21 protein-coding genes are annotated in these 20,668 nt (G+C 55.8%); 8 read left to right on the top strand and 13 right to left on the bottom strand.

Translation table 11 applies throughout. From position 1 onward, the window contains the following. Nucleotides 1-215 precede the first annotated feature (215 nt). Nucleotides 216-524, top strand: coding sequence for a hypothetical protein (locus AC6I8R_RS26480; protein ID WP_497833362.1), 309 nt, complete (start codon nucleotides 216-218; stop codon nucleotides 522-524). Here AC6I8R_RS26480 and AC6I8R_RS26475 read toward each other — a convergent pair. From AC6I8R_RS26475 to AC6I8R_RS26420, 12 genes are all read right to left on the bottom strand, one after another. Further along, nucleotides 521-1,180: a DUF1345 domain-containing protein gene (locus AC6I8R_RS26475; protein WP_497833361.1), complete on the bottom strand. Its 660-nt coding sequence runs from the start codon at nucleotides 1,178-1,180 to the stop codon at nucleotides 521-523. The two genes, AC6I8R_RS26480 and AC6I8R_RS26475, sit on opposite strands and share 4 nt — an antisense overlap. An 80-nt stretch (nucleotides 1,181-1,260) precedes the next feature. Then, the gene (locus AC6I8R_RS26470) at nucleotides 1,261-2,547 is read right to left on the bottom strand and encodes a methyl-accepting chemotaxis protein (protein WP_497833360.1); all 1,287 of its coding nucleotides are present in this window, start codon (nucleotides 2,545-2,547) and stop codon (nucleotides 1,261-1,263) included. Nucleotides 2,548-3,040: 493 nt separating this feature from the next. Then, nucleotides 3,041-4,024: an IS110 family RNA-guided transposase gene (locus AC6I8R_RS26465; RefSeq protein WP_497833359.1), complete on the bottom strand. Its 984-nt coding sequence runs from the start codon at nucleotides 4,022-4,024 to the stop codon at nucleotides 3,041-3,043. 402 nt (nucleotides 4,025-4,426) lie between these two features. After that, entirely contained in the window at nucleotides 4,427-5,959 is a 1,533-nt protein-coding gene (locus tag AC6I8R_RS26460; RefSeq protein ID WP_497833358.1) for an IS3 family transposase, read from the bottom strand. A gap of 231 nt (nucleotides 5,960-6,190) precedes the next feature. Then, complete coding sequence (locus AC6I8R_RS26455) at nucleotides 6,191-6,946, bottom strand: SDR family oxidoreductase (RefSeq protein WP_497833357.1); 756 nt, start codon at nucleotides 6,944-6,946, stop codon at nucleotides 6,191-6,193. Continuing rightward, complete coding sequence (locus AC6I8R_RS26450) at nucleotides 6,943-7,908, bottom strand: zinc-dependent alcohol dehydrogenase (RefSeq protein ID WP_497833356.1); 966 nt, start codon at nucleotides 7,906-7,908, stop codon at nucleotides 6,943-6,945. Before AC6I8R_RS26450 ends, AC6I8R_RS26455 begins: the two co-directional genes overlap by 4 nt. Nucleotides 7,909-7,917: 9 nt before the next feature. After that, nucleotides 7,918-9,204, bottom strand: a complete 1,287-nt coding sequence (locus tag AC6I8R_RS26445; protein ID WP_497833355.1) for a hypothetical protein — start codon at nucleotides 9,202-9,204, stop codon at nucleotides 7,918-7,920. After that, nucleotides 9,194-10,522 carry a histidinol dehydrogenase gene (gene hisD, locus AC6I8R_RS26440; protein WP_497833354.1) on the bottom strand — a complete coding sequence of 443 codons (1,329 nt, stop codon included), beginning with the start codon at nucleotides 10,520-10,522 and terminating at the stop codon, nucleotides 9,194-9,196. The genes AC6I8R_RS26445 and hisD overlap by 11 nt, the downstream gene beginning before the upstream one ends. 15 nt (nucleotides 10,523-10,537) lie before the next feature. After that, nucleotides 10,538-11,299 carry an ABC transporter ATP-binding protein gene (locus AC6I8R_RS26435; protein ID WP_021185415.1) on the bottom strand — a complete coding sequence of 254 codons (762 nt, stop codon included), beginning with the start codon at nucleotides 11,297-11,299 and terminating at the stop codon, nucleotides 10,538-10,540. Continuing rightward, a complete protein-coding gene (locus AC6I8R_RS26430) occupies nucleotides 11,299-12,144 on the bottom strand; it encodes an ABC transporter permease (RefSeq protein ID WP_497833353.1) in 846 nt (281 codons plus the stop codon). The genes AC6I8R_RS26435 and AC6I8R_RS26430 overlap by 1 nt, the downstream gene beginning before the upstream one ends. Nucleotides 12,145-12,161: 17 nt before the next feature. Beyond that, nucleotides 12,162-13,151, bottom strand: a complete 990-nt coding sequence (locus AC6I8R_RS26425; protein ID WP_021185417.1) for an ABC transporter substrate-binding protein — start codon at nucleotides 13,149-13,151, stop codon at nucleotides 12,162-12,164. Nucleotides 13,152-13,896: 745 nt separating this feature from the next. Then, the gene (locus AC6I8R_RS26420; protein WP_021185419.1) at nucleotides 13,897-14,631 is read right to left on the bottom strand and encodes a FadR/GntR family transcriptional regulator; all 735 of its coding nucleotides are present in this window, start codon (nucleotides 14,629-14,631) and stop codon (nucleotides 13,897-13,899) included. 270 nt (nucleotides 14,632-14,901) lie between these two features. On the opposite strand from AC6I8R_RS26420, the gene AC6I8R_RS26415 reads away from it, so the two are divergent. Genes AC6I8R_RS26415 through AC6I8R_RS26385 form a run of 7 tightly spaced genes read left to right on the top strand, consistent with a single transcriptional unit; the run spans nucleotide 14,902 to nucleotide 20,183 of the window. After that, a complete protein-coding gene (locus tag AC6I8R_RS26415) occupies nucleotides 14,902-15,429 on the top strand; it encodes a RidA family protein (RefSeq protein WP_244634083.1) in 528 nt (175 codons plus the stop codon). Beyond that, complete coding sequence (locus tag AC6I8R_RS26410; protein ID WP_021185421.1) at nucleotides 15,413-16,075, top strand: amino acid ABC transporter permease; 663 nt, start codon at nucleotides 15,413-15,415, stop codon at nucleotides 16,073-16,075. The genes AC6I8R_RS26415 and AC6I8R_RS26410 overlap by 17 nt, the downstream gene beginning before the upstream one ends. 2 nt (nucleotides 16,076-16,077) lie before the next feature. Then, nucleotides 16,078-16,734, top strand: a complete 657-nt coding sequence (locus AC6I8R_RS26405) for an amino acid ABC transporter permease (protein ID WP_497833352.1) — start codon at nucleotides 16,078-16,080, stop codon at nucleotides 16,732-16,734. Further along, complete coding sequence (locus AC6I8R_RS26400; protein ID WP_497833351.1) at nucleotides 16,715-17,443, top strand: amino acid ABC transporter ATP-binding protein; 729 nt, start codon at nucleotides 16,715-16,717, stop codon at nucleotides 17,441-17,443. Before AC6I8R_RS26405 ends, AC6I8R_RS26400 begins: the two co-directional genes overlap by 20 nt. Nucleotides 17,444-17,461: 18 nt before the next feature. Continuing rightward, the gene (locus AC6I8R_RS26395; protein WP_021185424.1) at nucleotides 17,462-18,247 is read left to right on the top strand and encodes a transporter substrate-binding domain-containing protein; all 786 of its coding nucleotides are present in this window, start codon (nucleotides 17,462-17,464) and stop codon (nucleotides 18,245-18,247) included. 2 nt (nucleotides 18,248-18,249) lie between these two features. Continuing rightward, on the top strand, nucleotides 18,250-19,242 hold the full coding sequence (locus AC6I8R_RS26390; RefSeq protein WP_497833350.1) for a succinylglutamate desuccinylase/aspartoacylase family protein: 993 nt from the start codon (nucleotides 18,250-18,252) through the stop codon (nucleotides 19,240-19,242). Continuing rightward, the gene (locus tag AC6I8R_RS26385) at nucleotides 19,242-20,183 is read left to right on the top strand and encodes a threonine ammonia-lyase (RefSeq protein ID WP_497833349.1); all 942 of its coding nucleotides are present in this window, start codon (nucleotides 19,242-19,244) and stop codon (nucleotides 20,181-20,183) included. Before AC6I8R_RS26390 ends, AC6I8R_RS26385 begins: the two co-directional genes overlap by 1 nt. A 164-nt stretch (nucleotides 20,184-20,347) precedes the next feature. Here the strand turns inward: AC6I8R_RS26385 and AC6I8R_RS26380 are convergent, their stop codons facing one another. Continuing rightward, nucleotides 20,348-20,494, bottom strand: a complete 147-nt coding sequence (locus tag AC6I8R_RS26380; protein WP_497833348.1) for a Hok/Gef family protein — start codon at nucleotides 20,492-20,494, stop codon at nucleotides 20,348-20,350. Nucleotides 20,495-20,668: the final 174 nt, after the last annotated feature.

Genomic DNA, 20,668 nt, shown 5'->3' with positions numbered 1-20,668 from the left:
AAAGTCAAGCCGGGCGCAATGCTTTTCGTACATGGACAAATTCCGCACAGTTTTATACCCACTTTGTACAGGCTGAGGCATGAGCAGAAGGTGGAGTTACCGGCATGCCGGTAACTCTTTTGTATAATTTGGCAACCAATTAAAATACTTCTACATGAGGCGGCGGCAACGAGACGAAATGTAGTCCATCAACGACAAGATTAAGGACAAATACGATGAGCGATAAAAAAATGATTTCAATCGATCAATTCAATCCTGAGGAGCGGTTGGCGGTTGACGAGGTGTTAAGGGGATTGATGCAAAAGTATCGCCAGCGCACCGGTAAGGAACCGGACGTAAAAAAAGAGAAGGAATTCACCGCCGAGGCTCGACAGCAAATCATGGCGCTGAAGCAGGCGAAAGAGAAAGCGCTGGCAGAGAAAGCGAAAAAGAAACCGTTGAAAAAGAAAAAACCGGAGTCGCAGGCAGCCAGTGAGGTCAGTGACTTCAACTGGTCGGCCTCGGTGATGAAAGGGCGACGTTAACTCAACAATCCCGCGCCAACATTCACCGACAATCCAAGAATCGCCAGATTAAAGACAAACGAAATCACCGACTGAAGCAGCGCAATCTGGCGAATGTCGGTGGTGCCGGTAGCCACATCGGCGGTTTGTGCTGCCACGGCGATGGTGAAGGAGAAATAGAGAAAATCCCAGTATCCCGGATTGTCCGGTTTCTCCGGAAAGATCATCGGAGTGACCTTATGACTTCGGTGCAAATAGTGATGATGGGCGTAATGCAGGGCGAACGATGTTGGTAATAAAGCCCATGAAACCACCAGGGTGCTGGCCGTCAGCAGCAGATGTAACACGCGCGGCGTGCCGGTAAGGTGTTTTAACGAGGGCAGCTCGATAAGGATAGCCATCAGACTGACCAGACAACCCAGCGTCACCAGGCTTAGCACCAATGTCGCGCTCTCATCCTGTTGTCTGGCGATCTGCGGAATATCTTTCACGTCGGTACGTAGCATGCGTAGCCAGACGAGGATCAAATACAGCCACGCCAGTATATTCCAGCCGATCAACAACCGTTGCAGATAACCCAGTTGGGCAGGAAGCAAAAAAAAGCACAGTATCCCGGCGGCAATAGAAACCAGAAAACGCAATCGGGTGCGTAGGTGAGTTCGGAAAGAAAAATCCATTGTTATTTTTGCCCGACAAAATAAGCGTATAGATTAACTATAGGCGTGGAGGGCAGCGTAGTGTCCCTCCACGCCGACAATCACACATCCAGCCGATGAATTACATTTACAAACTCGTGCACACCGCGATTAATCTCTCGCAGGCTGCGTGACAAATCGCTGATTTTATCCTGTTCCGACACCACAAAATGTTTAACCTCATCCAGCTGGTGATACATCTGCTGGATCAGCCGTGCATTTTCCTCCACGACCTCGGTGATTTTATGTGTGGCGGTAGCGGTAGAAGCCGCCAGTCGCCGCACTTCGCCTGCGACAACGCTAAATCCACGTCCGGCCTCTCCAGCTCTGGCCGATTCGATGGCGGCATTCAGCGCCAGGATATTGGTTTGTGAGGCAATCAGGTTAATGGAGGCGACCACTTCGCTGATACTTTTCGCTGACGCGCTCAATTGTGCGCCGATCTCAGTGGCGGCGTTAACCTGCACCGACACCAGTCCGGAATTACGGACAGTCTCTTCAAGTACCTCGTTGGCGTTATGGGTAATTTGTGATGTCTGTTCTGAAGTGGTTACTGCGATGTCTGCCACCCGTTTTGCTGCCTCGACGCGAGCGGTGATATCCGAGGCGATCTTGATCACCTTGTAGACCTTGCCGTCAGCGTCGAATACCGGATTGTAGCTGGCTTCAAGCCAGATGCGTTCACCACTGGCGGTTTTACGTTCAAAGCGACCGACAAAGTGCTGACCCTTGGCGATTTTCTGCCAGAAATCCGGATTTTCACGGTAAAAATTGTCATAGCAGAACAAACGGTGATGTTTGCCGATAATCTCCGGCAGGTTATAACCCATATGCGTAAGGAAATTGTCGTTAGCCGTGAGAATATGGCCGTCGGGAGTGAATTCAATCACGGCCATAGAGCGGTCCAACGCCGTGATCACCGCTTCTTTTTGCTCCAGTTCCTGATGCCGCGCGGTGATATCGCTTGCCACTTTAATCACCTTGTACACCTTGCCTTTATCATCGCTGACCGGAAAATAAGTGGCGCTAAGATAAAATCGCTGATGGTGATGGTTAAAGCGTTCGAAAATACCGGTTACTGACTCGCCTGAGGCGAGCCTCTGCCAGAAGTAGCGATAGTCCGCCGTGTGGGTGTAAGCAGGGCTACAGAAAATCCGGTGATGTTTGCCCTGGATTTCTCCCAGGTTGTAGCCGGTAACATCGAGAAACTGCTGGTTGGCGCTGAGTATTTCGCCATCGGGCAAAAACTCAATCCATGCCACATGTTGTTTGATCGCCTCAATATCCTTCGCAATGCCGCCATCTCTGGAAAAATGCAGAAAAGAGCCCGACTTTTTAACACCAAACATAAGACACCCCAGGAGGTTATCGTTATCCCGATTAATAAAGCGCCTGCCGCGTATGACGGCTGCGCATGATTTTCCCTGCCGGACACTTGATCATCCGCCTGATATGGCGAAAGAGGGGTCTCTGCTGCGCAAGGCGCAGGCCGGGATGTGTTGATCGTCATTTGTCTGGTGTTGTGTAAACGAACTGAGAGTAAACTGAAAACATCGTCCCACATTTCAGTATCGGCAGAAAACACAGGAACTTCATGAAAATTTTAGAGGCATTGGTGGTTAATAAGCATTGATTATAGTGAAAGTTCTTACTTTTCTGGCTGGGGGAGAACCAGTCAATTTTAATCCAGACAGGGATGCTGACCATGAACACAATTACCCGTTCACTCAAAAAAAAGTGTCGTTACGTGAATTCTGAGAGAAACGCAGGGGGATTGAGCGGGAGATTTTGCGTAGCGCTGCCAGGTGTGTTCCGGTTATTCCGTAGCTACCGTCTTGAACGTCAAGCGGTAGCTGCGTAATTTTCATCCCACTTTATCCGCGTTTTCAGCACCCCGAAGCACTGATGAACCAGCTTGCGCATCACCGCTCCAAGCGCGGCCTTGCTGGCTTTGCCCTTCGCGATTAGCCTCTGGTACAGCGCCTTCGCCGGGGCATTCCACCTGATCGCTACGATCGCCGCCATATACAGTTTCGCCCTTACGTCTGCCGGGCCTGTTTTTGACATCCGCGCACGCCCCCTGACTGAGCTACCGGACGTTTTTTCCACCGGTACCACACCCAGCCACGCAGCGACCTGTGAAGCACTCCGGAACGGACACGAACGCAACACCGACAGCATTGTCGTGCCCACCACGCTGCCTATTCCTTTTATCGATTCCAGCAGCTCACGGTCTTCCTTCAGACCCGGATGATTATCTGTGTGGTCTGAGATGAGCGCTTCAATACGCTTCAGCTCGTCCCTGTGGGCTTTCAGGGTTCTCTCCAGCGAGTCAATGATTTCAGGCGCTGTGCGGGTTGAATGGGCCTTTTCCAGTCGGTTCTCCGCCCGCTGGACATCAGCCTGAAGTGAGTCCCGCAGACGCACCAGCTCCCGAAGTTTACGGACCTCCGGGGAGGGGGGCACCCAGGCATCAGGCTGTTTCAGCTCGCCATAACGGGCCAGGATGTAAGCATCAACGGAGTCGTTTTTAGTCAGGATAGCCATTCCACGGGCGAACTCCCTGACCCGCTGAGGATTGCTGATGCAGACTGTGACGGGGGTATTTTCATGAAGACCAAAGGCGACGTTTTCGTGATAAATGCCGGTCGCTTCGAGCACCACCATCACCTGTTCAGGATGGCATTTTTGCCTGATTAACCAGTCATTTATCTCCCGGTCGGCGTCGGGATGATTTTTGAGGGTTTTGGTTTTCTTTTTCCCGTTGCCGGGCAACAGGCAGAGGTCGAGTTTGTTTTTACTGACATCAATACCGAGATAAATCATAAGACAGCTCCCTTTCACATGAACCATCACGCCATCTTGCCTTGTACATACGAAGTCAGAGCTTCTGGTTACCGTTCAGAGTAGATGCTGGCGTGAAAGGAGAAACGGAGGGCTTTAAGCTACGGCACAAGATCGAGTCTTAAGCGGCGCGACAAGCTGCCTCCGTTTCGTGTAACGGGTAGCTAACCAGTTACAACTTCAAGATACAAGCGGCGCGATTTATCGCGCGGGTTTTACGCCATCCTGACTGGACGATGCGCGATAAATCGCGCCGCTACGGGAGAGGTGGTATTGCGGGATTAACGGGACATCGTATTTAACATAATAATGATTATCCGCACAAAATTTGTTACTCCAAAGCGCTAATGTCGTACGGGGAGATGCGGATGTTTTCCTGGACTGTTATGTTGTGATCCCCAGATGCTCCCGGTACTTCACCGGACTCATCGCACCTAATGATATTTTGATTCTCTTCTCGTTATACCAGCGTATGTACCTGTCCAGGAAGCACATAAAATCTTCCAGCGTTGCGCCCGCCCAGTTTCTGCCGTAGTACATTTCATTTTTGACCCGCCCGAAGAAGCCTTCGCACGCCGCATTATCCGACGAGCAACCCTTGCGTGACATGGACCTTATAAGACCCGATCCGTTGATACGATCCAGCCAGCCCGGCCACCGGTAATGGCTTCCTCTGTCACTGTGTATCACCGGTCTTTCATTTTCGCTGAGCGTATCGATCGCATCATCGAGCATGGCGTTTACCAGTTGTGCGTCCGGACGTGTCCCTATGGTCCAGCTCACCACTTTGCCATCAAAACAGTCGATGACTGGCGACAGGTAGACCTTGCCTGCCGGAAGGTGGAACTCGGTAATATCGGTCAGCCACTTCTCATTTGGCCTGCTGGAACGAAAATTTCTGGCGAGGAGATTTTCTGGTGCCTGACCGATTTCTCCGCAGTAAGCGCTGTATCGCCGCCGCCCGGCACGCTTAACAATCAGCTGTTCTTCAGCCATCAGTCTGCGGACGACCTTTTCTGAGATGTACGTGTTGTTTTCACGGAGCATCGCGTGGAGGCGCCGGTAGCCATAACAGCGGTAATTTCCCTCAAAGATATTTGCCATGATTACGCGAATTTCCGCGTATTTGTCATGCAGACGAAGGCCTGCTTTGTGATAAAAATAGCAACTTCGGGCAAGCTGCAGAGCACTGAGCAGTTCAGCAACGGTATAACTTTCCTTCAGGACATCAACGAGTTGGGCTTTCTCCCTGTTCTTCAGGGTCAGGACGCTGATGCCCATGTCTTTTTTTATCAGTTCATTCGCTTTTGTCAGGATGTCACGTTCAAGCTGTAGCTGATGAACCTGCTGTTTAAGCTGCTTTATTTCATCGTGCAGTGCATCCTGCTGCTTATCCGGAGGCGCTGATTTACTTTTACGCATGGATTGATAAGCCTCATCGTCGATCAGGTCTTTCTTCCATTTGTACAGGACCGGAACGCTGATACCTATCTTTTGTGCAACTTTAAGGGCCGTTCCGCGTCGGGTGCAGAGTTCGCGCACAGCCTGAGTTTTTTCTTCCGGGCTGAAGCATTTATTCGTGTTTGAGCGAATAATCATCGGGCGTCGTCCCGGATAAATCTCTTCGATCCAGCTCTTAAGCACTTCGTTACTGGGATAACCAATGGCGCGACGCGTGAAGGCCAGGCAACCGCCGTGCGTGAGATAATGCTCAACCGCCGCGACTTTCTGTGCATGTGAGTAGCGTTTTCTGGGCTTCAATTCCCTGGGTAAGCCTCCGGTTTCCTCAAAAATCCGAACCCACCGGCCAAGCTGTTTAACGGACGGATAACCCAGTTCTCTGACAACAACTGTCAGCCTTTTGCCATACCTGAAGTAAAGCTCCACGGCCCGGATCCGATCCTCATATGAGTGCATGAATTATCTCCTGATGGTCCAGGAAATCGTCCGCACCCCCAAAGCGTATGCGACACCTTTACCGATCCGGTCGCTGGCCGGGCCTCATTATTCACGGCAGGTTTTGCTAACTCCTTTGCCATCCCCGGCGGTGACCTGGCAGCCAGTGGCGCTGTTGGTCTGACGCTGGGGGTGGGTTTTCCGCTGTTCACCTATAGCGCCGATCATCCAACCCCGTCGACTCCTGTGCTGTCAAATCGCCGCGAGATAACCACCATCGACATAGATTACCTGTCCGGTGAGATATTTTGACGCATCGGAGCAGAGGAAAATGGCGGTGCCAACCAAATCATCCAGTTCACCAAAGCGGCCAAGCGGGATTTTTTGCAGCATCGCGGCGCACCAGACGCTGTCTTCATAGAATTCGGCGGTCAGATCGGTGCTGAAATAACCTGGCCCGAGGCCATTTACCCGAATCCCCTGCCCGGCCCACTCCGTTGCCAGCGTACGGGTTAACCCCGCCAGCCCGGATTTCGAGGCACCATAGGCGGCCGCACCGGGCACTCCGACTTCGCTGGTCAACGAACAGAGATTAAGGATCGCCCCGCCGCGCCCCACCATACCGCGTGCGGCAGCCTGGGCGACGAAAAACGCGCCTTTCAGGTTGGTATCCACGATGCGTTGCCACAGCGCTTCATCGACGTCGAGCGACGGGCACAGTTGCTCAGTCCCGGCGTTGTTGATCACCACATCAAACGGCGCCAGGCGGGCAAAATAATCGCGGATCGCCTGTGGTTGTGAGACATCCAGCGGCCAGGCTTCGGCTTGTGGATCGATCTGGCGCAGCGCGATCAGCGCGTTATCCAGCGTGGCTGCATCGCGCCCACACAACGTTACCTGTGCGCCCGCCTGCGCCAGACCCGACGCCAGCGCAAAGCCTATGCCGCGTGAGCTGCCTGTCACCAGCGCGCGTTTTCCCTGGAGCGAGAATCGTTCTAATCCTTTCATGGGGTGATCACCGTTTTTAACCAGGGGCTGCGACCAGCAATCAAATGTGGGTAGATGTCCGGCACGTCATCAAGGCCGATGGCAGGCGCGACCAGCGTCGCCAGTTTATCCGCCAACTGTGGCAGCAAGGCCAGCGCCTGGCGTTGTTCATCACGAAATACGCTACACCCCACCAGGATGATTTCCCGCTCCACCAGGCGGTTCATATCGAAATCCGCTGAATGGTGGAATAACCCCACCAGCACAACCCGTCCCCCGCTGCTGATCTCTTCCACCAACTGGCTCAATACCGCATTAATCCCGGTGGCCTCCACGGCAAAATCAAACGGGCCGGGTGGCTGCAACGGAATCAGGTTTGCCAGCCGCTGGAAACGCTCGGCGTTTGGCTCAACCAGTTGCACCTGGCAATGTGCCACCTCGTGCAGCAGCAAGGCGACCAGCCCGCCGATGGTGCCACCCCCGGCGACCCGCACCCGCGCCCCAGGCGCAAGCTGCAACTGGTTCACCACCCGTAGCGCCACGCCCAGCGGTTCGCTGAGCACCGCAATCTGCGGCGGCAAATCGTCTGTCACCCGAAGCAATCCGCGCGCCGGTAACAGGGTTTGCTCGGCGAAGCCGCCATCGCACACTTCCCCGACAAAGCCCAGCTTCTCGCACAGGTTGAAGTGCTGCCGGGCACAGGCCGGGCACTCACCGCACCAGACGCGGGAGTCCGCCACGACCCGATCGCCCGGACGAAAATCGCTGACGTCCGGGGCGCAGGCCATCACCTCGCCCATCAACTCGTGGCCCGGTGTCACCGGCAGATGGGCAAACCATTTGCCGGTACGGTAGTTATGCAAATCGGAACCACAAATTCCCGCTGCCAGCACACGAATCTGCACCTGACCTGGCGCCAGTGTGGGGGCAGGAACCTCCGCCACGCTCAACTGCTCAATGCCTGCTAACCGCACAGCTTTCATGCCGTCTCCTTACACCAGTTGATTGATCCAGCGATTGAAATCATCATCCCCTTCACTCCCCAGCATCACCGCCAGCGCCAGTCCCAGCGAGGAGGTCAACGGCGTATGCCCGCTGCCGCCGCCAGCCCGCAGGTCCAGTACCAGTGTCGGACAACAAAACATCGCCAGCCGCACCACCCGCTGCCAGTTAGCCGGTAACCAGCCTTTCTCACGCAACGTTGCCAGCAGCGGCCGCCAGTAGTTCTCCCCTTTGCTGTCAAGGAATGCAGCACGCAACGGCGTCAGTTGCCAGTTGTGGCTGACATGCATCGTATCGCCACGGCGTACCACCGTGGCCTGATAGCGCCCGTCGGCCTGCGCGGGTTCATACAACCACAGCGGATGGGCAAAGATGTTATGGAAGGTGGCTTTCACCTCCGCCAGCAATGCCGGAATATGGCTGCCGGCGAAGGCGGGATCGAAACTGACCAACCGCGGTTGTTCGCCCTGGGTGTCATACCAGACATTGGCGTTGTGCGCATCGCCATGCGCCACGACCACACCATGTTGCGCCAACGCTGCCGGGGCCAGCAGTTGCCCGGCTTCGAGAAACAACTGACGCAGGCTGTGAGCGTAGCGCACCCCGTTGATCTCCCACTGCAACTGGCTGAGGGTTTGCCATGACAGCGTCTCGCCCGCGAGGATAAATTCTTTATCGACGTAAAAACGCTGCACGCGCCCGCCCAGTCCGGCCGGTGCATCCGGTGAAATCAACCGGTGCCAGAACAGCTGATGGATGGGTTCCGCCACTACCTCATCTACGCTGCCACGTTGCAGCGTGGGCAGGGTTTTTTGCAGAATATCGCGGTCAGCGTGTTGCTGTGCCGTGATCACCGCCGCCTGCAACGCAGGATCGTCCCCCGCCTCAATTTCCCGACAGACATCCGCCAGTCGCCGATCGTTACGCAGGGTGTAGAGCAAAATCTGTCGCCCCGGCTCACCACAGGCGTAGCAGGGGACATCCACCGCGAAACCATGCTCGCGCAGCAATTCGGCACGGTAGTACTCTTCGATGGTGTGTTCTTCGCTCTCTTCATGGTGATACTTGAAAAACAAGCGGCGACTGCCATCAAGGGTAACGTGGCCGTTCAGCGAATTGAGGCTGTATTGATCGCGGTTGATCGCCACATCACTGGCCGTCCCCCCCGTGACCTCACTGATCAACTGGGTGAGTTTCTGTTGCGCCCCCTGCCAGTCACCCGCGCGCGCCAGGGTACGCGCCTGCGCGGCCAACGGTTGCCGTGGTTCAGCAGTCATCCTTCTCTCCCATCAGCGTTTTACGCAAGTCGGACACCGCCAGTGCATGACCGGGGAATCCTTCATACAGCGCGAAGCGATGGGCTTTGGTTGCCAGTGCATCGTAACCCGCCGAAGTAACATAGCCGACCGAGACACGTTTCATATAATCAAACACCGACAGCGGCCCGGCGGTTTTCGCTGCACCGTTGGTGGGTAACACCGCATTCGGGCCGAGCACAAAGTTACCGAGGGTAATCGGGGTGTGCTGTCCGAGCAGGATTTCTCCGGCATTACGAATCTGCGGCATGACCGCCAGCGGTTCACGCGCCAGAATCTCCAGATGCTCTGGCGCGTACTGATTAACGAATTCAACCGCAGTGGCGAAGTCTTTGGTCAGCACCACGCCGCCATGTGTGCCGCACAGCACCGCCTGGGAAAACTCCGCGCGTTTCTCGCTCTGCTGCGCCCAGTAGCCGGGCAGCGCGGCAATCGCCTCTTCCGCCACGCGGCGGCTGGAGGTGACCAGATACGCCGAAGAATCCGGGCCATGTTCGGATTCAATCAGCAAATCTAACGCGGCCAGCGCGCCATCGACGCTGCCATCCGCCAGGATGATGCTCTCGCTGGGGCCAGCCGGGACGCCGGGATCAATCAGATGTGTCAGTTGGCGTTTCGCCGCCACCACCCACGGGCTGCCGGGGCCGACAATTTTCAGGCACTTCGGCACGCTCTCCGTACCATACGCCACGGCCGCTACGCCCTGTGCGCCGCCGCATTTATAGATCTCAGTGATGCCAACCAGTTTTGCTGCGACCAGCGTGGCGTCATCCACTTTGCCATCTGGTCCCGGTGGCGTGATCACCACCGGACGCGGTACTCCCGCTACCACCGCCGGAATGGTGGTCATAATCAGCACGCTGGGAAACGAGCCTTTCCCCCGTGGCACGTAGCAGGCGACGGCATCGATTGGGACGTGGCGATCGCCCGCAAATACGCCTGGCTGCATCTCCTTCAGCCACATCTCTTCCGGTTTTTGCGCCTCATGAAACTTACGCACGTTCTCCACCGAGAAACGAATCGACTCGATAACCTCCGGGTCCATTCGGGCAAAGGCGGCATCAAACTCTTCAGGCTCAGCGCGAATCGAGAAATGTTCCGGTTGCACCCCATCAAATTCACGCGCGAAGCGGATCAGCGCCGCATCCCCTTCGTTTTTTACCGCCTCGATAATCGGCGTGACGCGCGCAGCAAAGAACGAGAGATCAGACTCGGTGCGTTTAAAAAGCGCCTCCGGCAGGGTGTCTGCCTGGGTTAAATCGTGAAAAGTTACGGACATCGTGGTTTCCTTAAGTCAGTGGGTCGCGAGGGGCTGACGAATGCGTGACAACACCCGGTGCTGCAAATCAATGAACTCGGGATCGCGGCTCATTTCTTCATGTCGTGGTCGGGGGAGATTCACCGGGAAGGTGCTGTCGATAACGCCCTGTCCCATTACCACGATGCGATCGGAGAGCCACACCGCTTCTTCAATGTCATGGGTAACAAACATCACCGTCAGGCGATGTTTTTCCCAGATTTCAATCAGTAACTGCTGCATCTGATGGCGGGTCATGGCATCCAGCGCGCCAAAGGGTTCGTCCATCAGCAGAATTTTCGGGCGATACGACAGCGCGCGCGCAATCGCCACACGTTGTTTCATGCCACCGGAAAGTTCACCCGGCCAGCGGTCACCGGCATTCTCCAGCCGAACCAGTTCGAGATGTTGCTGGGCAATCTCACGGCATTGCTTTGCCGGGGTGCCCGCCGCCTTCAGGGCAAACTCAATGTTTTGCCGCGCGGTTAGCCACGGCAGCAAGGTGTAGGATTGAAACACCACGCCGCGATCCAACCCCGGTCCGGTGATGGATCGCCCATCCACCAGCACATCACCGCCTTCGAACTCCTCTAACCCGGCGGCAATTGACAACAGGGTACTTTTGCCACAGCCGGATGCGCCGACAATCGAGACAAATTCGTTATCGTTCAGGGTTAAATCAATCCCATGCAGCACTCGCCGTTGGGTTTTGCCCAGTGGGAAACTTTTTTCCAGTTTGGATAAGGTCAGCGTGGCCATCAGGAGCGCCTCCGGTTGTAGCGGAATAACACGCGTTCAGCCGCGCGCATCAGTTGGTCGGTGATCAGGCCCAACAATCCCAGCAGCAGGATGTAGCCGATAATGGTGTCGGTCTGGAAGTAGCGCTGGGACACCACGATGCGGTAGCCGAGGCCAGAGGTGGAAGCCACCAGCTCTGCCAGCACCAGCCAGGTCCATGCCCAGCCCAGACTGATACGCAGTGCATCCCAGATAGCGGGCAAGGCGGCGGGTAACACAATGCGCAGCAGGATTTTGCGGTCGGGCATACCAAGGGTGCGCCCCAGACCAATAAAATCTATCGGTACGCGTTTCACCGCATCCATCATCATCAGCACCTGCTGGAAAAAGGTGCCGATCCAGATCACCAAAAACTTCTGCACATCGTCGGTGCCGGTCCACAAAATGGTCAACGGTACAAACGCCACCACCGGCATATAGCGGATGAAATCCACCAGCGGTTCGAAAATGGCTTTGAACAGGCCATAACACCCGGCCAGCACACCGATCACAATCGACATCAACGAGGAGATCACAAAAGCAATGGCGATGCGATAAAGGCTGCTCTGCACATCGCTCCATAAGGTGCCGTCACCGGCTAAGCGCACCATGCGTTGCCAGACCTGATCAAGGCCCGGCAGAAAGATCGCCGGGATCGTGCCGTTACGGGTTGCCAGCCACCAACTGATCAGCAACAACGCAAACACCGCGACAGCGATGCTGAGAAACTGCCCCCGTGAGGGGGCTCGACCAATGGTGAGCAGCGACCAGCGACGCCGCCGTGCATGAGAGGGACGGTTGACGGCGTCCAGTTTTAAAGAACTCATTACGCCTCCGGGGAGGATTACTGTGCGTTAACGAAGCTGGCGTCAATCACCTGCGCGGGTGTTACCGGTTGGCTGATAATCCCGGCTTCGGTTGCCGCTTTCAGAACATGCGGGAAGGTGGTGGTACTGTATTCGCCGCCCAGTACCGCTTTGTTCTCCGCCAGGGTGTAATATTTCACGCCATCAAACGCGGTGTTGAGATCCTCGACGCTGGCACCTACCGCTTTAGCAATAATGGCGCGATCCGCCGGGGTGTTGGCCTGATAATGCGCCACGGCAGCATCCCAGGTTTTAATCAGGGCGGCAATCTGGCCGGGTTTGTTTTTGATCACGTCATCACGTACCACCAGCACGTCGCTGATTAACCCCGGGTCAGATGCACCGCTGTAGAGCATCTTCAGGCTGGGATCCCCCTTCATCGCTACCGAAAGATAAGGTTCGTAGGTCACCGCGACCGGGACGCGTTTAGCGATCAACGCGCTCCCGGCAGACGACGCCGGCATCGGCACCGGTTTGATATCACTGTACTTCAGACCCGCCTTGGCCAGCGCGCTGCGCAGCAAAATGTCGCTGGTGGTGCCCTCTTCATAGGCGACCTGCTTCCCTTTCAGGTCTTTTAACGAAGTGACATCTTTGGAAACCAGCATCGCATCGGCGGTCTGACTGCGGTCCAGTAACAGGACCACTTTGACCGGCAGCCCGGCGGAGATCATGCCCATGGCGGTGTGTGTGGCAATGTTGGCGGCATCAATCTGACCACTCGCCAGCGCGGCGTTAATATCTTTATCTTCCGCGAAGTTAATCACCTCAACGTTGTCTAATCCCTGCTGCTTATACAGGTTGTGTGCGGTGGCCACATGCCACTGGCCGTAACCCAGCCAGGGTTCAATCCCCATCTTTAACGTGCCTGCTTCCGGTGCCGGTGCGGCCAGACTGCTGGCAGACGCGATCAAACCAAAACAACAGGCCGCCGCAAGGGTCGTTTTCAACGTACGCAGAGATAGCATGCTGATTTCCTTCTGGTAAAAAGTTAAGGGTGATTGTTGTCAGAGCATGTATATACAACCGCAAGCAAATTAAGTGCCAGGATTACAGCCCGCTACAGCAGTACCAACGCGAGATGTTGCACGAAAGTTGCGCACCAATGGAGAGCATTGCACAGTTTTCAGTCAGCGCAAACAGGTTGGCTGGGAATGTTAGTGATAGCGCAGGGAGCCCATCATGGCTGGGGGGAATTTGATTTTGCAGATAATGATGAAATGATCTGACAGATTTTCATCCCTGATGGGAGGCAAATCACAAACTTCGCATGCAATAATAAAAAAGCTGGTTTTTCTGAAAATATAAGGCACTGATTTAAAACAAAATTATCATTATATTATGTATTTTTACTATAAATCGTTACTTGTTCGCGGAATTGATATTTAACAGAAAAAAAACGTATTATCACGGCGGGTGCTTGAGGCTTTCTGCCTTAAGCATACAGTTGCTGATGGCGGAAAGAGAAAAGCCCCAGGAAGATTATCCATCAACCTGAGGCCGCCCTAACGCCTAGACAACGTTAAGGTAGCCTCTTACATGCCGTAAGGCAAGAGGTAACAACCTTGAAGTAAGGGCCACAACGGCGGGGTTCGCCCCGCCGTTCCGGTTGTTGTCAGGCAAAGGCCTTCAGGCACCCTTCTCACCCTCCGGTAGCGGCGCGATTTATCGCGCAATTACGGGAGAGTTGTCGGAAAAACAGCGCGATTGCAGTTACCCATAAACACTTAATGACGCGAGAATCCGGGTAAAGTAGTCATCCGCCCGTTTCTGGGCCAATTTACCATCGCGCGCCTCCAGAGCTTCCACCAGCGGCGTCAGCTCCCGTAACGTTTGCTCGCGCACGATGTCGCTAACAGCCGAGTGCAACGAATGTTGGCCGTCATACTGCACCGCGCGACGGTCGGCAATCACGTTATCGAAGATCTGAATCAGGAAGCGGTTACGCGTTGCGGCAAACATCGCCTGATGCACCGCGTAAATATGTTCTTTATATTGCAGCCACTCCTGCGTTTCACGAATGCCCTGCAAATGGTGGCGCATTTTGGCGAAGTCTTCTTCGGTCGCACGGGCAGTGACCAGTGTCATCATCATCGGCTCGAACAGCAGGCGTCCTTCGAGGATCTCGCTGTAAGTCGGCACTTCTTTGTGCCAGGCGGCCACCGGGCGGTCGGTGTCGCTCAACTGTTGGTTCAGGTTTTCCGACAGGTACGAGCCGCTACCCACCTTACGCGTGACTAATCCCTGCGTCGACATCATCGCCAACACGTTGCGAATGGTGCTGCGTGAGGTCGCAAAGCGGCGCGCCAGCTCACGCTCGTTGGGTAATTTATCCCCCGCTTTTAAATCCCCCTCACGGATGGCCTGCATAATCGAGCGATACACGCTCACGGCGGCGGTTTTATCGTGGCCGACAATGCGTTGGGAGATGTCATCAGTGCTGTTCATCCGGCGACTCCTGGAGAATATCCTTAAATGGCTGACCAATTTGGTCAGCTGGCGGCGATTATAGCCTGATTTCGCCACCTCCGCGAGTGGCGAAATCAGCAAAGTTATGCTGTCAGATCCTTTACTTATCAGGGTGACAGCCGGATATCCGGTCTTAACGTGACCCCACTCACAACCCGGTCATACAAATTGCTTATTGGTTGACCATTATGGTTGACCAATAAAAACCAGCGTGGTCATAATGCCGAAAAAATTCATACAGGGCAAAAAATGAACACCTCCGTCGCAACGCCATTATCCCCCACTGATTGCCGCTTGAGCGACCATTTGCACACGCTGGGCATTGAACTTCCTCCGGTGCCGACACCGGTCGCCAATTTTGTCACCTGGCGGGTATTTGGCAACTTTCTTTATCTCTCCGGCCAGGGGCCGCTGGAAGCCAATGGACATCTGCATACCGGCAAAGTGGGCGATGAAGTGAGCGTGGAGGATGCGTATCAGCACGCACGCCTGACCGGTCTTAATCTGTTGGCCGTCGCCCGTCAGGCCACTGGCGATCTCGGTGCGATTAAAAGCGTGGTCAAGTTGCTGGGTTGGGTCAACGCGCAGGATAGCTTTCAGCAACATCCGCAGGTGATTAACGGCTGTTCCGATCTGTTTGTCGAGGTGTTTGGCGAGCAGATTGGGCGCGGGGCACGTTCTGCCATCGGCGCAGGATCGCTACCGCAGAACCAGACGGTCGAAATCGAAGCCATTCTCGAACTTGAGGAGGCGGTTGCCGATGGATTACGTGTTTGATTTTGCCTCGCTGCTGCCGTACCGCGATGTACTGGCAAAGGGGCTGATGGAAACCGCCCTCTATGCCCTGCTGTCGATCCTGTTTGGGTTGAGTATCGGTGCGGTCTGTGCGTTGACGCTGGTGTATGCCCGCACCGCCTGGCGGCGACTGGTGCGCGGTTATGTGGAGTTTTTTCGCAATACCCCATCGCTGGTGCAACTGTTTTTGATTTACTTCGGCCTGCCCAGTCTCGGCTTGCATCTCTCGCCGCCGGTCGCCGGGATCATCGCCCTGTCGCTGTATTGCGGCGCCTATATGACGGAGATCCTGCGCGCCGGGCTGATTTCGCTGCCACGCGGTTTAAGCGAGGCTGGTGAAGCGCTTGGGCTATCAAAACGCCAGATCATCACCCATGTACTGACACTCCCGGCGATGCAGAACGTGTTCCCGGCGCTCGCCAGCCAGATGGTGCTGACGCTGATCGGCACCAGCCTGATTTCACAAATTGGCGTGGAAGAGATCTTCCACAGCGGCAGCTTTGTTGATTCACGTACCTTTCGCAGCTTTGAAATCTATCTGCTGATTTGCGGCCTCTACTTCTTCGCCGTCAGCCTGATGAAAGTGTTGCTGCGCATGGTGTGGTATCGCTTTCAGGCACGGAGGTAACCATGCGCAGTCTTTCTTTACATGATATCTGGATGATCGTCAGCGCCCTGCGCTGGACGCTGTTGCTGGCGCTCTGCACCTTTGCCTGTGGCGCGGTGATCGGGCTGCTGGTGGCGATGGCACGCACTTCCCATCAGCGCGGCTTGCGGGCCGTGGCCTGGTTTTATGTCGAACTGATCCAGGGCATCCCGCTGCTTGGCATGTTGTTCCTGCTGTTCTTCGGGATGCCGGTGTTTCTCGGTATAGACGTCAGCTCGTTTACCGCTGCGCTGGTCGCCTTCTCGCTCTCTGCCGGAGCCTTTCTCGGCGAGATCTGGCGCGGCAGCATTGTGGCGGTGCCGCAAGGACAATGGGAAGCCTCGTTGTCGTTGGGGATCTCGCGGTTGCAAATGCTGCGTACGGTGATCCTGCCGCAGGCGTTGCGCCTGTCGCTGCCGCCGACCGTGGGTTTCTCCGTTCAACTGATCAAAAACACCTCACTGGCAGCGCTGGTGGGCTTTGTGGAGCTGACCCGATCCGGGCAGATTGTCAGCGGCTCGACCCTGCAACCGCTGCTGATTTATCTGCTGGTGGCGCTCTGTTATTTCGCGCTGTGCTTTCCGCTGGCGCGTCTCTCCCTTCACCTGGAGGCACGTTTCCATGTCGCTGGTCGTCATTAATGCCGTAAAGAAAAGTTTCGGATCTAACGAGGTGCTGCGTGGCATCACCACCACCGTCGATCGCGGCGATATCGTCACCATTATCGGCAAAAGTGGATCGGGAAAAAGTACGCTGCTGCGTTGCATTAACGGGCTGGAGAAACCGGACAGCGGCAGCATTCACGTCGGCGGCCTGCCAGTGGGAGGGTCTCCTGCCGAGTTGCAGAAGCTGCGCCAGAATGTCGGCATGGTGTTTCAGAGTTTCAACCTGTTTCCCCATCTGACGGCCGCAGAGAACGTGACGCTGGCACCGTTGCTGACCCGCCGCATCACCAAAGCCGAAGCGCCCGCGTTGGCAAAACGCCTGCTGGAACAAGTCGGGCTGGGGCAGAAACGTGATGCCTTTCCCTCGTCGCTGTCTGGCGGTCAGCAGCAGCGCGTGGCCATCGCCCGCGCGCTGGCCATGTCACCGGAAGTGATGTTGTTCGATGAAGCCACCTCGGCACTCGACCCGGAGCTGGTGGGCGAGGTGCTGCGGGTAATGGAAGACCTGGCAAAAGAAGGTATGACGATGATTGCGGTGACCCATGAGATGGCGTTTGCCCGCAAGGTATCCAGCAAAGTGATTTTTATGCATCAGGGCGAGGTATGGGAGAGCGGCCCGCCTGCCGAGGTGTTTGGTGCTCCCCGCACCCCGGAATTACAACGCTTTGTACAAACCCCCGTTTAACGACACCGGAGAACAGACATGAAAACAATCGGTAAAACCCTGGCGCTGGTGGCGCTGTGTGCCCTGCCTTTACTGGCGCAGGCCAACTCGCTCGATGACATCAAATCCCGTGGCGTACTGCGCGTGGCAACCACCGTGGATGCCGCGCCCTGGGGCTTCACCGATGCCGCCGGTAAACCCACCGGGCTGGATGTGGAGCTGGCGCAGAAACTGGCTGACAACATGGGGGTGAAGCTCCAGCTGCAACAAGTTACCGGCGCTAACCGTATTCCTTATCTGATGTCACGCAAGGTCGATGTGCTGATCGCCGCGCTCGGCTCCAGCCCGGAACGCGCCAAACTGGTGAACTTCTCGGAACCCTATGCGGCGGTGTATCTCGGCGTGTATGGCGGTAGCGATGTGAAAAAAGTCACCAAACTGAGCGATCTCGGCAATGCCACCATCGCGGTACCAAAAGGCTCAACCCCGGATTTGACCCTCAGCGATCAGTACCCGCAGGGTAACTATCTGCGTCTGGAAGACACCGCGTCGGCGGTCAGCGCCTTTTTAGCCGGTCAGGCACCGATGTTCGCTGAAAATAACCTGATTGCGCAGAAAGTCGCACAGGAAAATCCGGCGAAGCATATCGAGCTGAAATACCTGCTGCGTAAAAGCCCTGCTTACATCGCGATACGTCCTGGTCAGCCGGAGCTGATGACCGCCATCAATCAGTTTATCGATAAAAGCACCCAGGACGGCGAGTTGCCTGCGCTGCGTCAGAAATGGTTCAACGATGCGCAAAACGACCTGAAAACGGAGCAGTAACCATGTCGACAGTGTTTAGCGAGATCGATTTTAACCGTCAGGGTAAGCAGGTGGGCTTTGCGCATCTGCCGCTGTCGGCGCATACCGATGCCTGGGGGACTATCGCCATGCCGCTGGCGGTGATCGCCAACGGTAACGGGCCGACGGTGTTGATCACCGGCGGGATCCACGGTGACGAGTATGAAGGGCCGATTATTATCAATGAACTGATCCGCGATCTGACGCCGGATCTGCTTCAGGGCCGCCTGATCCTGCTGCCCTGCGCCAATACCCCGGCGGTGCGCGCTTCAATGCGTGTCAGCCCGCTTGATAACAAAAATCTGGCGCGCGTCTTTCCCGGCAACCCGTGGGGCACGCCGACCGAACAGATCGCCGCCTGGATCCACGATACCCTTTTCCCGCTGTGCGATTTCTACCTTGATCTGCACAGCGGCGGCAGCTCGCTGTTTATTGAAGAGAGCGCGCAGGTGGTGGTGACCGAGGAACTCAGCCCGCAGGTCCGTGAGCAAAGCGAAGCCATGGCGCGCGCTTTTGCCGCCACGCTGACGGTGGTCACCAACAATATGGGGGATCCGCGCACCAGTTGTGGCGCAGCGGCGAACCTCGGCTTACCGGCGATTGCGGCGGAGATGGGCTGGAACGGCAGCGTGTCACCGCGCGGGGTGAAGCGTACCCGTGCCGCAGTGGCGCGGGTGCTGAATCATTTGGGCCTGATCGCCACGGAAACAGTCCCCGCCGAGGCATCGCAACAGGTGTTTATCCCGGCAGGGGGAAATTTGCTGTCGCCGGGGGACGGCTGGTTTGAACCGCTGCACCATATTGGCGATCAGGTCAGCGCCGGTGAACTGGCGGGTTGGCTGCATCGTCTCACCGAACCCGCCGCTCAGCCACAGGCGGTCCATTTCACCACCGCCGGGCAGATTTATTCACAACGCACTTTTGGTGCCACCGCGCAGGGCAACAGCCTCGCGGTGCTGGTACAGGATGTTAAGTGATGATCGAGGATATTAACGTTAACGACTATCTGGCCGCGCTGGAACGGGTGCGTCCCTGGGTACGTAAAACGCCGCTGGTGGAGGCCGCCCCGTGGCAGCCTGTGCCGGGTATTGAACTGCGCCTGAAGGCGGAATGTTCGCAAGTGACCGGATCCTTCAAGGCACGCGGCGCTTTTAATCGCGTGCTTAATCTGCCACAACAGGTTCGTCAGCAGGGACTGGCGACCGCTTCGGGTGGTAACTTTGGTGCCGCAGTCGCTTATGTCGGCCAGCAGTTAGCACTGCCTGCTGACGTGTTTGTAATGAACACCAGCACCGAGCTGACACGTCAGCGCATCGAAAGCTACGGGGCAAAACTCACGGTAGAAGGCGATTTCTGGGATCAGAGCTGGGATGCGGCCGGTGCTCGTATTCAGGAAACCGGCGGTGCCCTGCTCCATCCCTACGCTGACCGCGATGTGATTATTGGTCAGGGCACGATGGCACTGGAAATCCTCGAACAATGGCCGGAGGTCGAGACGCTGGTGGTGTCAATCGGTGGTGGAGGTTTGATTGCCGGTGTGGCGCAGGCGGCGAAGCTGTTGAAACCGGGCATTCGTATTATCGGCGTCGAGGCGGCAGGTTGCCCGATGATGTGGACCAGTCGCCATCAGCAGCAAATCGTCAAACTGGAGCAGGTGAAAACCATTGTGCCGATCCTCGCGGCCCGCTCAACCGAAGCGATTAACTTTGCGCTGGTGGAACAGTACGTTGATGAGATCGTGCTGGTGCCGGAAGATCAGGTCGAGGCATCGGCGCGTGAAGTCTGGGCAGCAACCGGCCTGGCGATTGAATTGGGGGCGGCAACAGCGGTGGCTGCGGTGACGCGTCAGCTGTTTAGCCTCAAACCGGATGAGAAAATTGCTGTGGTACTGTGCGGTAGTGGCACGAATGGAATTTAAGAGGTTTAATTAAACCTCTCACTAAGAAAAAACATCAATAAGGGCTTAATTTAAAGCCCTTAAGATGTTTCACGTTTTTGTAGCGGCGCGATTTGAGAAGGGTGCCTGAAGGCTTTTGCCTGACAACAACCGAAACGGCGGGGCGAACCCCGCCGTTGTGGCCCTTACTTCAAGATTTCACAAGCCAGTGAAACAGCCACCTCCGTTTCCAGGGTGCGATACCGTATTTCACAGAGATCCTTGCGCGAGACCAGGATGACGGCTGCCACCGCCAGTATCGCCAGAGTGAAAAACACTATCTGCTGTTTCATGGTTGTGTTTCCTCTTGCCTTGCGGCATGTAAGAGGCTACCTTTATGTTGTTTGGGCATAAAGATAAGACCTCAGGTTGATTTACAGTCACCTGGGGTTTTTTTCTTTCTGCCGTCAGCAAATGCATGCTTAAGGCAGAAAGCCCCAAGCACCCGCCGCGATAATACTTTTTTT

It is taken from the genome of Pantoea sp. X-Soil-OKNW-713 (genome assembly GCF_059730685.1).
This window is presented reverse-complemented; position numbering and strand designations above follow the sequence as displayed.

Excerpts from the sequence above, each read along its gene's own strand:
- AC6I8R_RS26445 (WP_497833355.1), bottom strand. The coding sequence starts at position 9,204 with ATGACTGCTGAACCACGGCAACCGTTGGCCGCGCAGGCGCGTACCCTG.
- AC6I8R_RS26420 (WP_021185419.1), bottom strand. The coding sequence starts at position 14,631 with ATGAACAGCACTGATGACATCTCCCAACGCATTGTCGGCCACGATAAA.
- AC6I8R_RS26470 (WP_497833360.1), bottom strand. The coding sequence starts at position 2,547 with ATGTTTGGTGTTAAAAAGTCGGGCTCTTTTCTGCATTTTTCCAGAGAT.
- AC6I8R_RS26450 (WP_497833356.1), bottom strand. The coding sequence starts at position 7,908 with ATGAAAGCTGTGCGGTTAGCAGGCATTGAGCAGTTGAGCGTGGCGGAG.
- AC6I8R_RS26455 (WP_497833357.1), bottom strand. The coding sequence starts at position 6,946 with ATGAAAGGATTAGAACGATTCTCGCTCCAGGGAAAACGCGCGCTGGTG.
- AC6I8R_RS26405 (WP_497833352.1), top strand. The coding sequence starts at position 16,078 with ATGCGCAGTCTTTCTTTACATGATATCTGGATGATCGTCAGCGCCCTG.
- AC6I8R_RS26435 (WP_021185415.1), bottom strand. The coding sequence starts at position 11,299 with ATGGCCACGCTGACCTTATCCAAACTGGAAAAAAGTTTCCCACTGGGC.
- AC6I8R_RS26410 (WP_021185421.1), top strand. The coding sequence starts at position 15,413 with ATGGATTACGTGTTTGATTTTGCCTCGCTGCTGCCGTACCGCGATGTA.
- AC6I8R_RS26415 (WP_244634083.1), top strand. The coding sequence starts at position 14,902 with ATGAACACCTCCGTCGCAACGCCATTATCCCCCACTGATTGCCGCTTG.
- AC6I8R_RS26460 (WP_497833358.1), bottom strand. The coding sequence starts at position 5,959 with ATGCACTCATATGAGGATCGGATCCGGGCCGTGGAGCTTTACTTCAGG.
- AC6I8R_RS26465 (WP_497833359.1), bottom strand. The coding sequence starts at position 4,024 with ATGATTTATCTCGGTATTGATGTCAGTAAAAACAAACTCGACCTCTGC.
- hisD (WP_497833354.1), bottom strand. The coding sequence starts at position 10,522 with ATGTCCGTAACTTTTCACGATTTAACCCAGGCAGACACCCTGCCGGAG.
- AC6I8R_RS26390 (WP_497833350.1), top strand. The coding sequence starts at position 18,250 with ATGTCGACAGTGTTTAGCGAGATCGATTTTAACCGTCAGGGTAAGCAG.
- AC6I8R_RS26395 (WP_021185424.1), top strand. The coding sequence starts at position 17,462 with ATGAAAACAATCGGTAAAACCCTGGCGCTGGTGGCGCTGTGTGCCCTG.
- AC6I8R_RS26380 (WP_497833348.1), bottom strand. The coding sequence starts at position 20,494 with ATGAAACAGCAGATAGTGTTTTTCACTCTGGCGATACTGGCGGTGGCA.
- AC6I8R_RS26480 (WP_497833362.1), top strand. The coding sequence starts at position 216 with ATGAGCGATAAAAAAATGATTTCAATCGATCAATTCAATCCTGAGGAG.
- AC6I8R_RS26475 (WP_497833361.1), bottom strand. The coding sequence starts at position 1,180 with ATGGATTTTTCTTTCCGAACTCACCTACGCACCCGATTGCGTTTTCTG.
- AC6I8R_RS26430 (WP_497833353.1), bottom strand. The coding sequence starts at position 12,144 with ATGAGTTCTTTAAAACTGGACGCCGTCAACCGTCCCTCTCATGCACGG.
- AC6I8R_RS26425 (WP_021185417.1), bottom strand. The coding sequence starts at position 13,151 with ATGCTATCTCTGCGTACGTTGAAAACGACCCTTGCGGCGGCCTGTTGT.
- AC6I8R_RS26400 (WP_497833351.1), top strand. The coding sequence starts at position 16,715 with ATGTCGCTGGTCGTCATTAATGCCGTAAAGAAAAGTTTCGGATCTAAC.
- AC6I8R_RS26385 (WP_497833349.1), top strand. The coding sequence starts at position 19,242 with ATGATCGAGGATATTAACGTTAACGACTATCTGGCCGCGCTGGAACGG.